At 67.2% G+C, this 13340-nt stretch carries 11 protein-coding genes; 2 read left to right on the top strand and 9 right to left on the bottom strand.

Annotated elements, in window-relative coordinates; all coding sequences use genetic code 11:
- Positions 1–7: 7 nt before the first annotated feature.
- Positions 8–682 (bottom strand): nicotinamide riboside transporter PnuC, encoded by a 675-nt coding sequence (gene pnuC / locus CXY78_RS13235; protein WP_104089706.1) that lies wholly within the window; start codon positions 680–682, stop codon positions 8–10.
- 144 nt (positions 683–826) lie between these two features.
- Positions 827–1660, bottom strand: coding sequence for an aldo/keto reductase (locus CXY78_RS13230; RefSeq protein ID WP_092338966.1), 834 nt, complete (start codon positions 1658–1660; stop codon positions 827–829).
- Positions 1661–1763: 103 nt separating this feature from the next.
- Between CXY78_RS13230 and hrpA the strand changes: the two genes are divergently transcribed.
- A complete protein-coding gene (gene hrpA / locus CXY78_RS13225; protein WP_104089705.1) occupies positions 1764–5837 on the top strand; it encodes an ATP-dependent RNA helicase HrpA in 4074 nt (1357 codons plus the stop codon).
- 95 nt (positions 5838–5932) lie between these two features.
- Here the strand turns inward: hrpA and CXY78_RS13220 are convergent, their stop codons facing one another.
- The 3 genes from CXY78_RS13220 to CXY78_RS13210 are packed head-to-tail and all read right to left on the bottom strand — an operon-like array spanning position 5933 to position 8594.
- The gene (locus CXY78_RS13220) at positions 5933–6685 is read right to left on the bottom strand and encodes an amino acid ABC transporter ATP-binding protein (RefSeq protein WP_158253324.1); all 753 of its coding nucleotides are present in this window, start codon (positions 6683–6685) and stop codon (positions 5933–5935) included.
- Between the two features lie 14 nt (positions 6686–6699).
- Entirely contained in the window at positions 6700–7683 is a 984-nt protein-coding gene (locus tag CXY78_RS13215; RefSeq protein ID WP_104089702.1) for an amino acid ABC transporter permease, read from the bottom strand.
- 20 nt (positions 7684–7703) lie between these two features.
- Positions 7704–8594 (bottom strand): ABC transporter substrate-binding protein, encoded by an 891-nt coding sequence (locus tag CXY78_RS13210; protein WP_092338974.1) that lies wholly within the window; start codon positions 8592–8594, stop codon positions 7704–7706.
- Positions 8595–8760: 166 nt separating this feature from the next.
- On the opposite strand from CXY78_RS13210, the gene CXY78_RS13205 reads away from it, so the two are divergent.
- Positions 8761–9285, top strand: a complete 525-nt coding sequence (locus CXY78_RS13205; RefSeq protein WP_233197366.1) for a GNAT family N-acetyltransferase — start codon at positions 8761–8763, stop codon at positions 9283–9285.
- Between the two features lie 64 nt (positions 9286–9349).
- Here the strand turns inward: CXY78_RS13205 and CXY78_RS13200 are convergent, their stop codons facing one another.
- Genes CXY78_RS13200 through CXY78_RS13185 form a run of 4 tightly spaced genes read right to left on the bottom strand, consistent with a single transcriptional unit; the run spans position 9350 to position 13339 of the window.
- On the bottom strand, positions 9350–10351 hold the full coding sequence (locus CXY78_RS13200) for an iron-siderophore ABC transporter substrate-binding protein (RefSeq protein WP_092338978.1): 1002 nt from the start codon (positions 10349–10351) through the stop codon (positions 9350–9352).
- Positions 10352–10401: 50 nt separating this feature from the next.
- Complete coding sequence (locus CXY78_RS13195; protein WP_092338980.1) at positions 10402–11265, bottom strand: ABC transporter ATP-binding protein; 864 nt, start codon at positions 11263–11265, stop codon at positions 10402–10404.
- Positions 11265–12314: an iron chelate uptake ABC transporter family permease subunit gene (locus CXY78_RS13190; RefSeq protein WP_092338982.1), complete on the bottom strand. Its 1050-nt coding sequence runs from the start codon at positions 12312–12314 to the stop codon at positions 11265–11267. Before CXY78_RS13190 ends, CXY78_RS13195 begins: the two co-directional genes overlap by 1 nt.
- A complete protein-coding gene (locus tag CXY78_RS13185) occupies positions 12314–13339 on the bottom strand; it encodes an iron ABC transporter permease (protein ID WP_233206187.1) in 1026 nt (341 codons plus the stop codon). The genes CXY78_RS13190 and CXY78_RS13185 overlap by 1 nt, the downstream gene beginning before the upstream one ends.
- Between the last annotated feature and the right edge of the window lies 1 nt (position 13340).

Raw genomic sequence — 13340 nt, 5'->3', positions numbered from 1 at the left:
GGCGAGGTCAGGGCAGCAGGGCAGCCCCGAGCAGGGCGTTGCGGCGGCGTTGAACCCGCACCCAGACCACGAAACCCACGAGGGTGAAGGCGCCGTAGAACAGGTACAGCACGGCCGAGGCGTAGTAGCCGGCGCTGATCAGCAGTGGCACGCCGACCACGTCGACGGCTACCCAGATCAGCCAGAATTCGGTCCAGCCCTTGGCCATTCCGTAGGTCGCCAGCAGCGATCCGGTAAAGATCCAGGCATCCGCCCAGACCGGTTCGAACGAGCCGAGGGCGCGAAAGATGGGGGTGAGCACCAGGGTGCCGGCGACGAGCCCGAGCCCCAGCAGGATGCGGGTGCGGTTACCGGCCCAGTGCGGGGCGACGGCAACGTGCACCGCCGAGTTGCGGCTGCGCTGCCACTGTACCCAGCCGAAGATCGACACGATGATGAACATGATCTGCCGGCCGGCCTGCCCGAGCAGATTGACCGGGTTGGGAGTGCCGAACACAGCGCCGAGAAACACGGTGAACAGCAGGGCGTTGCCGATGATGCCGACCGGCCAGGCCCAGATCTTGCGGCGCATGCCGCCGACGGCGCTCGCGATGCCGAAGGCGTTGCCGACGACCTCGCGCCAGAGAATGGTCTGGGTGCCGATCTGCAACTGGGCGTCGAACAGCCATTCAATCGGGTTCATGGGGATCTTTCTGCGCCCGCGGCATGTGCCGCGCCTGACAAAGCGCGGCGTGTCCAATCTACGCCGCTGCCCGGCCCTCTGCCGCCCGATGACAGAGCGGTGGCCCCGCAGAGTCTGCGGGGCCACTCAAACGGATGCTTCGGGCTAGTTCACCTCGTTGGGGTGCGCCGAGACGCGGCCGGCGCGTTCGAGCGCGGAGATCATGGTGACCTCCGTGTGGGTGAGTTCGAAGTCGAACACGTTGAAGTTCTCAATCATGCGCTCCAGCCGGTTCGACTTGGGGAACAGGATGTTGCCCACCTGCAGGTGCCAGCGAATGACGATCTGCGCGGGCGACTTGCCGTGCGCGTCGGCAGCATCCGTTATGATCTGCTCGTCGAACAGGGGGTACTTGCCCTGGCCCAGCGGGCCCCAGGCCTCAATGTTGATGCCGTTTTCGCGAGCGAACGCGGTGACTTCCGGCTGCTGGTGCGCTGGGTGCAGCTCGATCTGGTTGACCGCGGGCACAATGCTGGTCTCGTGCAGCAGGCGGTCCAGGTGCGGCACCAGAAAGTTCGAGACACCGATGGATCGGGCGCGGCCCGATTCCTGGATCTTTTCCAGGGCGCGCCAGCTCTCTACAAACTTGTCGTTCGCCGGAGCCGGCCAGTGAATCAAATAGAGGTCGACGTAGTCGAGGCCAAGCTTCTCGAGGCTCTCCTCGAACGCGTCAAAGGCCGACTCGGTACCCTGACGGTCGTTCCACAGCTTGGTCGTGATGAACAGATCGGAGCGGTCGATGCCGGAGGCGGCCAGAGCCTTGCCCACGCCCGCCTCGTTGCCGTAGATGGCGGCGGTATCGATGTGGCGATAACCGACCGACAGCGCGTCGGCCACGATGCGGGTGGTCTCGTCAGGTTCGACCTTGAACACGCCGAAACCGAGCTGCGGAATCGTGTGGCCGTCGTTGAGGGTGATGGTGGGAACAGATTTCGTCATCCCCTCACCCTATGCGCCCCGAAAGCCGTGCACCCCCCGAATACCCAGTGTTCACTGACCGCGAAAACGCCCTCGGAGTGCGACGAAGTATTATTGGAGCTTCATGGAAACGCTCAACATCACCTTCCCGCCCGAACTGCCGGTCAGCCAGCGCCGCGATGACATCGCCGCAGCCATCCGCGACAACCAGGTCGTCATCGTCGCCGGCTCGACCGGGTCGGGCAAGACCACCCAGCTGCCCAAGATCTGCCTCGAACTCGGCCGCCAGAACATCGGCCACACGCAGCCCCGCCGGCTCGCCGCCCGCACGATCGCCGAGCGCATTGCCGAGGAGCTCGGCCAGGAGGTCGGGCAGCTCGTCGGCTACCAGGTGCGGTTCACCGACAAGGTCGGCGCCGATACCCGGATCAAGTTGATGACCGACGGCATCCTCTTGAATGAGATTCACCGCGACCGCATGCTGCAGAAGTACGACACGATCATCATCGATGAAGCGCACGAGCGCAGCCTCAACATCGACTTTCTGCTCGGCTACCTGCGCCAACTGCTGCCCAAGCGCCCTGATCTGAAGTTGATCATCACCTCGGCCACCATCGATCCGGCCAGCTTCGCAAAGCACTTTGCCGCCGCCGACGGCACCCCGGCGCCGGTGGTCGAGGTGTCCGGGCGCACCTTTCCGGTGGAGATTCGCTACCGGCCGCTGGTGGCCGAGCCCGGCATCGACGACGATGACGACACGACGGATGCCGCTCCCCCGGTCGACCGCGACTACATCGAGGGGATCACCGCCGCCCTCGACGAGCTCGAACGCGAGTCGAACGGTGACGTACTGGTCTTTCTCTCGGGCGAGACCGAGATTCGCGACGCGGCCGACGCCCTGCAGGGTAAATACGCCTCCTCGGCCAGTCGCAACCCGACCGAGGTGCTGCCGCTTTACGGCCGGCTGTCGTCTGCCGACCAGCATCGCGTGTTCCAACCATCGACCGTGGCGGGGGTGAAGCGGCGCATCGTGCTCGCGACCAACGTCGCCGAGACCAGCCTGACGGTGCCGGGCATCCGCTACGTGATCGACGCCGGAACTGCGCGCATCAGCCGGTACAGCGTGCGCTCGAAGGTGCAGCGGCTGCCGATCGAAGCCATCTCGCAGGCCTCGGGCAACCAGCGCAGCGGCCGGAGCGGGCGCACCAGCGACGGCATCGCCATCCGCCTGTATTCCGAGGAAGACTATCTGCGGCGCCCGGAATACACCGAGCCGGAGATTCTACGCACCAACCTCGCCGCCGTCATTCTGCAGATGATCTCGCTCGGGCTCGGCGATATCGCCTCGTTCCCGTTTTTGACCCCGCCGGATTCCCGCAATATCAAGGACGGCCTCGACCTGCTCGCCGAACTCGGCGCGATCGAGGCAGAGGGAGCCGGCCGCACCAAGAGCGGCCGCGGCCGCGTTGCAACGGATGCCGCAGCCCCGGCCGGCCCGGCCACCCCGCGCCTCACCCGAATCGGCCAGCAACTCGCGCAGCTGCCGATCGACCCGCGGTTTGGCCGCATGGTGATCGAGTCGAAAACCCAAGGCACCAGCCGCGAAGTCATGGCGATCGTGGCCGGGCTCACCATTCAGGACCCGCGGGAGCGCCCGCTCGAGCGGCGTGCGCAGGCCGACCAGTTCCACGCGCGATTCGCTGACCCCACGAGTGACTTCCTCAGCCTGCTCAATCTCTGGAACTACCTCGAGAAGCAGCAGTCCGAACTGGGCTCGAGCGCCTTTCGGCGGCTGTGCAAGAACGAGTACCTCAACTACCTGCGGGTGCGCGAATGGCAGGACGTGCTGCGCCAGTTGCGCCAGCTGGCCAAACCGCTCGGCCTGCACCTCGGTGAGCCGAGCGCGAACCCCGACGGCGTGCACCGCTCGCTGCTGGCCGGGCTGCTCTCCCACATCGGGCTGAAGGACGTCGCCAAGAAGGACTATGTCGGGGCGAGGCAGCAGCGCTTCGTGCTGTTTCCCGGCTCGACCCTCGCGAAGAAGCAACCGAACGCTGTCATGAGCGCCGAACTGGTCGAGACCAGCCGACTGTTCGCCCGCATGAACGCTGTCGTCGACCCGGCCTGGGCCGAGCCGCTCGCCGGCGACCTGTGCAAGCGCAGCTACTCCGAACCGCACTGGGAGATGAAGCAGGGCGCCGCCGTCGTGTACGAACGCGTGACGCTGTACGGCGTGCCGATCGTGGCGCGGCGCCGGGTGCAGTTCTCCCGCATCGACCCGGCCTATGCCCGCGAGCTGTTCATTCGGCACGCTCTGGTCGAGGGCGAGTGGGACCGCGCGTCGGGGCCGCAGTCTGTCGCCGCCGAGAAAGAAGCCGACCGCGGCGGTCGCGGGCCTTCGCGCAGCGAGCGCGTCAGCATCTCCGTGGACGGGGGCGCTGCCTCGGGCGGGCGCGGGTCCGGCGGCGCGCCCGCGGTAGGCTCCAGCGCGAGCCGCGGCGGAAGGCCCGGCCAGACCGGCGACCCCGGCATGTGGGCGTTCGAACGGGCCAATGCCCGGCTGCGGGAGGAACTGGCCGAGCTGGAGGAGCGCACCCGGCGCCGGGACATCCTCTTTGACGACGAGGCTGTCTTCGACTTCTACCAACGGCGCATTCCGGCTGATGTCTCGTCGACCAAGAGCTTCGAGGGCTGGTGGCGCAGTGCCCGCTTCGACACCCCCGACCTGCTCACGATGACCGCCGACGCGCTCGTGGCCGAAGACTCCCCCGAGATCGACGAGGGGCTGTTTCCGCCGAGCTGGCAGCAGGGTGACCAGCGCCTGACCCTCGGGTACCGCTTCGAGCCCGGTGAGGAGGACGACGGCGTAACCGTGCGCATCCCGCTCGCCCTGCTCGCCCGACTGTCGCCGAACGGATTCGACTGGCAGGTGCCCGGCCTCCGCGCCGAACTCGTGACCGCCATGATCAAGTCACTGCCGAAAAGCATCCGGCGCAATGTCGTTCCGGCCGCCGACTGGGCCACGCGACTGCTCGGCGAGCTGCCCGGCGAACCCGGAATTGTGGAGACCCTGCCGACGCCGGTGCCCGAGGTTTCGTTCGCTGAGACCCTCGCCGCGCTGATTCAGAAGCTCACCTATGTGCCGGTCACCGCACGCGACTTCGAGCTCGGCCGCGTTCCCTCCCACCTGCGCATGACCTTCGTCGTCACCGACGAGCGCGGCCGCACGGTCGCCTCCGACAAGGACCTCGCCGACCTGCAGCGCCGCCTGGTCACCCGGGTGCGGGAGAGCGTCGCGAAGGCGACCAGCGCCGCCGCCCCCAGCAATGCCATCGAACGCGGCGGCATCACCACGTGGGACCTCGGTGAACTCCCCCGCTTCCTCGACACGAAGCAGGGTGACAACACGATTCGCGGGTATCCGACGCTGGTCGATGACGGGGCATCCGTTTCTATTCGCATGATGAGCACCGAGCTGGAGCAGGCCCGTGCGCTGCCCCGCGGGGTGCGGCGGCTGCTGCTGCTCGCGACGCCGTCGCCGGCCGCGTACGTACAGCAGCACCTGACCGCGGCCGAGAAGCTTTCGCTCGCGACCAGCCCGTACAAGAGCACGCAGACCCTGTTCGAGGATTGTCTCGCGGCCGCGGTCGATGACGTATTGTTTCGCGTGCGTCCAGGCGGCCAGGTGTTCATGAAGGCGGAGTTCGACACCATTCGCGACCGGGTGTCGGGGGTCGTGATGGATTCCATGTTTGAAACTGTCGGCCTGGTCGCCCGCATTCTGACCGCCCAGCGCCTGGCCGATAAGGCGCTCAAGGCCGCGACCAGCATGGCGCTGCTGCCCGGAATCAGCGATGCCCGCCAGCAGCTGACAGCGCTGGTCTACCCCGGGTTCGTCAGCGATACCGGCCTCGCCCGGCTGCGCCACCTGCCGCGCTACCTCGGCGGAATCAGCGCCCGGGTGCCGAAACTGGTCGACAATCCGAGCCGCGACCGGGTCTGGATGAACGAGACCCAGGCCGCAACCACCCGGTTCGAGAACGCCGGCGGAACCATGCCCCTGAAAGCGGATGCCGCGGCATCCGTTCTGCGCGCCCGCTGGATGATCGAGGAGCTGCGCATCAGCTTGTTTGCGCAGGAGCTCAGAGCGGCAGAGCCCGTCTCGCTGCAGCGTATCCAGAAGGCGCTCGCCGGATAGTTCACGCCCCAGGCCCACCTTATGAACCCGGGCCCAGTCTATAAACTGGGCCCGGGGACGGGGCCCGGGCCCCGTCCCCGGGTGGTGGTGCGGGGCTAGAGCACCTTGGAGAGGAAAGCCTGGGTGCGGTGGTGCTGGGGGTCGGCGAGCACCTCGGTGGGCACGCCGCTCTCGACGACGACGCCGCCGTCCATGAAGACCAGGGAGTCGGCGACCTCACGGGCGAATCCCATCTCGTGGGTGACCACGATCATGGTCATGCCATCGCGAGCGAGGCCCTGCATCACGTCGAGCACCTCGCCGACGAGCTCGGGGTCGAGCGCACTGGTGGGCTCGTCGAACAGCATGAGCTTGGGTTCCATGGCAAGGGCACGAGCAATAGCGACCCGCTGCTGCTGACCGCCGGAGAGGTGCGCCGGGTAGTAGTCGGCGCGTTCGGCCAGTCCCACCCGGGCCAGCAGGGCGCGAGCGTTGGCCTCGACCCCGGCCTTGGACAGGCCTTTGACCCGGATCGGCGCTTCCATGACGTTCTGCAGCGCGGTCATGTGCGGAAACAGGTTGAACCGCTGGAACACCATGCCGATATCGCGACGCTGCCGGGCGGCCTCCTTCGGGCGCATCTCGTAGAGCTTGTGGTTGGCTTCGCGGTAGCCGATGAGCTCGCCGTCGACACTGAGGCGTCCGGCCGAGACGACCTCGAGGTGATTGATGCAGCGCAGGAAGGTGGACTTGCCCGAGCCGCTGGGCCCGACCAGGCACATGACCTCGCCGCGCTTGACCTCGAGCGAGATGCTCTTGAGCACCTCATTGGAACCGAAGCTCTTGGAGACACGGTCGGCGACGACCATGGGGGTATCGGGCATCAGCGGTCTCCCTTGTGCGGGTCGGTGCGGGGAAGCACCACGGTGGGCTGGCCGCTGCCGACGACCCGGGTGACGCCCGTGATCGACGCGGTGGCGTCATCCGCTTTCTTGTCGGGGCGGCGGTCGCCGATGCCGCGGGCGAACCGCTTCTCGAGGAAGTACTGGCCGACCATGAGGATGGAGGTGAAGAACAGGTACCAGATCGACGCGACGATGAGCATCGGCACCGTTTCGAAGGTGACCGCGGCGATATCGCGGGAGCGGGTGTAGAGCTCGAGCGTGAACGGGATAGCCGTCACGAGCGAGGTGGTCTTGAGCATCGAGATGACCTCGTTGCCGGCCGGCGGGATGATCACCCGCATCGACTGCGGAACGATGACGCGCACCATGGTCTGGAACCAGCTCATGCCGAGCGCGGTGGCGGCTTCTTCCTGCCCGCTGTCGACCGAGAGCAGGCCGGCCCGCACGATCTCCGCCATGTAGGCGGCTTCGTTGAGCGCGAGCCCGATGATCGCCAGGATGAACGCGGAGAGCGCCACCCGGGTGGGGAAGGACACCCACGGGTCGGTGAATGGGAGTCCGATGTCAATGGACTGGTAGATCGTGCCGATCAGGCCCCAGAACACCAGCTGCACGTACACCGGGGTGCCGCGGAACACCCAGAGGTAGACCCACGCGATGCTGTTGACCACTGGGTTCGGTGACAGCCGCATGATCGCGAGGGTCACCCCGAGGATGATCGCGATGATCATCGAGTACACCGTGAGCTGCAGGGTCACGAACGCCGCCTGCGAGATGCGCTGGTCGAACAGGTACTTACCGACGGCCGGCCAGTCGTAGGCCGGCCGCATCGCCGCATCGGCGACGAACAGCGCGACAATGAGCAATAACACCACCGCGAAGGTGTTGCGCCACGGGTGGCGCAGGCGAATCGCCTTGATTCCGGGCTCCGTCTTGCCGCCCGGCGCGGCCGTGTCAGTCATGATGTGAGTCGCTTACTGCTCTAGCCGTTGGAGGCGGCGTTGATGGTGATGGTGTCGATGCCACCGTCGGTGACACCCCACTTGTCGAGGATCTTGCCGTAGGAACCGTCATCGACCATGGACTGCAGGGCGGCCTGCACGGCCTTGGTCAGCTCGGAACCCTTGTTGACGGTGATGCCGTAGGGCGCCGTGTCGAAGCTCTCGCCGGCCGGCTGCAGCTTGCCGCCCGACTTGGAGATGGCGTAGAGGGTGACGGGCGAGTCGGCGCTGAGGGCGGCGGCCTTGCCGAGAATGACAGCGTTGGTCGCTTCGTCCTGCGAACCGTAGGGCAAAATCTCGATCTTGTCCTTGCCAGCGGCGAGGCAGGCGTCATTCTTGGCGGGCAGCTCGTCGGTGTATTCCACCGTGCCCGACTGCACGGCGACGGTCAGGCCGCAGGCGTTGTCGGGGTCGACGGTCGTTCCGGCGGGCGAGGCCCAGAGAATGCCGGCGTTGTAGTAGTTGACGAAGTCAACCTGCTTCTCGCGCTCGAGGTTGTCGGTGAACGAGGATTCGCCCATGTCGACGGTGCCGCCGGTGATGCTCGGAATGATGTTGTCGAACGATGCAATCTGGTACTTGGTCGTCAGGCCGAGCTTGGCGGCGATGCCGTCGGAGAGTTCGATGCCCCAGCCGATCGGTGCGCCGGCATCGTTCTTGAACTCGTTCGGCGGGTAGGCCGCATCGGTTCCGATAATGAGCACGCCGGCGCTCTTGATAGTGGCGGGGAGCAGCGCGACGGCTGCGGCATCCGCTTCAATGGTGGCAGCGGCGCCGGGCGTCGTGGCGGCCGGAGTCGAGTTGTCGACACAGCCGGTGAGCAGCAAAACGGCGGCGGCGGCAAAAGCCGGAACGAAATAGCGTGCGCGCATGGCACTTCCTTCTTGATTTGGTCGAAAGTGCGGGATTCGCCAGTGAATCCCACACGCGGGTAAGACTTATCGAGCCTAATGCACACCGGAGCGCGCGAGAATCGAGACGGCACCCCCCATCCGCCGTTTTTTTGACGAGCGGATGCTGCGGATCTATCGTCAAGAGGTGCCCACCACCACCCCGAACATTCTGTACACCTCCCCCGACGATCCGCTCGCCGCTCCTCTCGTGGCTGAACTGTCGCGGGAGTACGACGAACGCTACGGCCTGAACGACGGCATTCCGTCGTCGGTCGAGCTCAGCCGCTACCCGACCCGGCGGTTTCAGCCGGTCGACGGTGGTACTTTTCTGCTCCTGGTCGAAAACGGGCAGGCGGTGGCCGGCGGAGCTTTCATGCGGGCCGACGACGACACCACCGTCGAGGTCAAACGGGTGTGGACGCACTCAGCGCATCGTCGCCGCGGGCTGGCCCGTCAGGTGGTGGCCGAGCTCGAAGCGGAAGCTGCACGGCGCGGCATTCGCTCGATCGTGCTGACCACGGGAGCCCGCCAGCCGGAGGCAGTGGCGCTCTACCTCGCGCTCGGCTACGAACCGCAGTTCGACCTGGACGAGGACTGGGAGTCGATCGGGTATTTGGAGTTTCGCAAGCAGCCTTCGGTCGTCGACGAGTCGGGCCAGACGCCGCTCTGACGGCACGCACACAACGGATGCCGCGCGCCCAGCTGGGCCAGCGGCATCCGTTTTTTGAAGCGTGCTACTGGTTGACGGCGGCGGCGAGCAGGGTGACGTAGTCGTCGAGGCCCCAGCTCAGCGAGAGTCCGGTGGGCGGCGAGACCGAGCTGATGAACGCGGCGCCGACCGGGCTTGCAACCGTGCCGGCCTGCACCTGCGGCATCGCCTGGGAGTAGCTGGCGTCCAGGAACGCATCCGACTGTTCTTGAGTGGATCCGAAGTTGACCAGCAGGTCGCTGGAGAGTTGGTCGAGCTGTTCGTAGCTGAGCGTGTAGTAGAAGCTGGCCTCGTCGGTGGCGAGCTCATCGACGGCGGGGGCGCTGACGAAGCCGAGGTCGAGCGTGAAGGCGACGCGCGGGTCTTCCTTCTTATAGACGTAGAAGGTTCCGTCGCTGTCGCTCGTGAGGGCGATGGTCTTTTCGGCGAATTCGGGGTGCGCGGCGGCTTGGTCAGCGATTTCAGTGTCGATGGACGCAAGCAGAGCGGTCGCCTCGGTGCTCTTGCCGAGTGCGGTGCCCGTGATCTCGATCAGATCGCGCCACGGGGTGGCCCAGGCGTCACCCGGGTAGGCGACGACCGGCGCGATCTTGCTGAGCAGGTTATATTCCTCTTCGGTGATACCGGAATACGCGGCGAGAATAACGTCGGGTGCGGCCGCGGCGATGTCCTCGTAGGGCGGCTCCTCGGTGTCGGGCAGTACGACCGGCATTTCCTGGCCCTTGAGCGCATCGGAGATCCACGGCAGTACGCCATTCTTGTCGCCGCCGTAGCTCTGGAACGGAATCGCCACCGGTATCACGCCGAGCGCAATCGCGTCATCGGCACTGCCCCAGCCCCAGGCTACGACGCGGGTCGGCTGCTCATCGATCGTGGTTTCGCCGAAGGCGTGCTCGATGGTGACGGGAAAGCTGCCGGATGCAGCGGTGTCGGCGGCGGGGGCCGTCGCGGCGGCGGTGCATCCGCCGAGCCCCAGGGCGAGGATGCTCGCTGCGGCCGCGAGCGTGATGGTCAGGCATCGGGACACGAATTTCTCCAGTTCGTTGGCAACAATACTTAGGGTAGCCTACCCTAACTTTAGACCTGCTGGTGTAGCCGGGAACGAGTCGCGGGCGCAGGATCGGCGGGCGCCGGATCAGGGTCGGCCGCTCGCCCGTGGAACCGGCCGATCGGAACGACCATGGGCGCACCACAGACCGGATCTGGCACGATCCGTGCCTCGAGGTCGAAGGCAGAGCGCACGATCTCGGCGGTGAGCGTGTCGGCGGGCGCGCCAGTCGCGATGATTTTGCCGGCGCGCATGACGACGAGGTGGTCGGCGTAGCGGGCGGCGAGGTTGAGGTCGTGCAGCACCATCACGACGGTCGTTCCGTGTTGGCGGTTGCGCTCGAGCAGCAGGTCGAGCACTTCGATTTGGTGGGTCACGTCGAGAAATGTCGTGGGTTCGTCGAGCAGCAGAATCTCGGGGTCCTGGGCGAGGGCCATGGCAATCCAGACCCGCTGCCGCTGCCCGCCGGAAAGGTCTTCGAGGTGGCGGGCTGCAAGCTGCTCGGTGTTCGTGGCGGCCATCGCCGCGGCGACGATCTCGTCGTCGGTACTCGACCACTGCCGAAACCAGCCCTGGTGCGGGTAGCGGCCTCGCCCGACGAGGTCGGCCACGGTGATGCCGTCGGGAGCGATGGGCTGCTGCGGCAGCAGTCCGACGACGGTCGCGACCTTCTTCCCTGGCAGCGCTGCGATGTTGCGGCCACCCAGGGTGACCTGGCCGGCATCCGGTTTGATCAGTCGGGAGAGCCCCTTAAGCAGGGTGGATTTGCCGGAAGCGTTGGCGCCGACGATGACCGTGATCGCACCGGGGATGACCTCGAAGTCGAGGCCGTCGATGATGGGCGTGTGGTCGTAGCCGAGGGTGATGCCTTCGGCGCGCAGTTGGTGGGTCATCAGGCGCCCTTTCCGGTTTTGTTGCTGGTGGCGAGCAGCCAGAGCAGATAGGGGGCGCCGATCGCGCCCGTGATGATTCCGGCGGGGAGTTCGAGCTGCCCGGGCAGCAGATGCTGTGCCGTGAAATCGGCCACGGCAGTGATGAGGGCGCCAACGAGTGCCGCGGGCACGAGTGCGAGGCCGCCGGTGCCGAGCACGCGCCGGGCGATCGGTGCCGCCACAAAAGCCACGAAGGCGAGCGGACCGACCGCCGCGGTCGCCGTCGCGGCGAGGGCAACCGCGACTACGAGCAGCAGGAGTCGAGTGCGTTCGGCCCCGACGCCGAGGCTTGCTGCGAGGTCATCGCCGAGTTGCAGGGCTTGCAGTCGCCCGTCAGCCAAGCGAATAACCGGCAGCAGCACGAACAAAACGAGGGCCACGACGGCGATGTCCTGCCAGCGGGCGCCGCTCACGCTGCCGACCAGCCAGAGCAGCGCGCCCTGCGCGTCGTTCAGGTCGGCGCGGGACAGCAGGTAGCCGAGCACGCCCTGCACCATGAAGGCGACGCCCACGCCGATCAGCACGAAGCGATAGCCGACCACACCGCCGCGCCAGGCCAGCAGGTAGATGGCGCAGGCGACAATGATGGCTCCGGCGAAGGCGGCGAGGGAGGTGGCGACACTTCCGAAGCCGAGAATGAGCATGCTGAAGACGGCGGCGGCGCTCGCTCCCCCGGTGACTCCGATGATGTCCGGGCTGGCGAGCGGGTTGCGCAGCACGGTCTGGAACAGGGCGCCGGACAGCGCGAACGCCACGCCGACGAGCACGGCGAGGGTCAGTCGGGGCAGGCGCAGCGAGAGCACGATGAAGTTTTCGCCCTGGCTGCCCTGGCCGGTGAGGGTGCGAAGCAGGTCCGGAACGCTGAGCGAGTACGCGCCGACGGCGAGGCTGAACGCCGCGACGACGACGAGGGCAGCCAGGAGTACGAGCACGACGCTCCGGTTGCGCAGGCCGCGCTGGGCGCGCGCGTGCGCCAGGGGGGTAGCATCCGCTCTCTGCAAAGTTGTCATCACAGGCCTGCCAGTTTCACGCGACGCACCAGGGCGATCAGCACCGGCGCGCCGAGAAACGCGACGACGAGACCGGCCTCGATTTCGCCGGGCTGGGCGATGAGGCGACCGAGCACGTCGGCGAGCACGAGCAGGGTCGGGCCGAACAGCGCCGAGAACGCGATGATCAGGCGGTAATCGGGGCCGGTGATCCACCGGGCCACGTGCGGCACGGCGAGGCCGACGAACACGATCGGGCCGGCCATCGCCGTCGCCGAGCCACAGAGCAGCACGATGGCGACGGCGCAGACGATGCGGGCGGTAATCAGGTTTTGGCCGAGGCCGCGGGCGAGGTCGTCGCCCAGCGCGAGGGCGTTGAGCATGCGGGCGGCCACGATCGCCAGCACCAGACCAACCAGGATGAACGGGGCCAGCGGCAGGGCGGCGTCGAGGCCGCGTGCCACGAGCGACCCGGCCGCCCAGAACCGGTAGCGATCGAAGGCTTCGGTGTCGGCGAGCAGCACGATAGTGATGAGCGAGGTGAACGCGGCGGTCAGCGCGGTTCCGGCGAGGGCGAGCTTGACCGGCGTCGCACCCTCACGGCCGAGAGAACCGATGAGGTACACGATGGTGGCCGCGACGGCGGCGCCCGCGAAGGCGAACCAGACATAGCCAAGCGAGGACGTCACCCCGAACCAGGCGATCCCGGCGACGACGAACAGCGAGGCGCCGGCGTTGACGCCGAGCAGGCCGGGGTCGGCGATCGGGTTGCGCGTGACGCCCTGCATGAGAGCGCCGGCCAGGCCGAGGGCGAGGCCGGCGAGCAGGCCAACGGCGGTGCGCGGCACCCGCAGGTCGAGAATGACGGTGTGGTCGGTCAGGGTGCGGTCCGGGCTGAACAGGGCGTTCCACACGGTGCCGGGGGCGATCTCGCGGGTGCCGACCAGGAGCGATGCGGCCACGCTGAGCCCGAGCAACCCGACGGCGAGCGCGAAGCCGATGACGACCCGGCGCGGGCGGGCGCACGGTGACACCGGCACAGCCACG

The organism is Cryobacterium sp. N19 (genome assembly GCF_002929595.1).
GTDB classification, from domain to species: domain Bacteria; phylum Actinomycetota; class Actinomycetes; order Actinomycetales; family Microbacteriaceae; genus Cryobacterium; species Cryobacterium flavum.
Note: the sequence above shows the minus strand (reverse complement) of the source record. Positions and strands in the feature narration are given on the sequence as shown.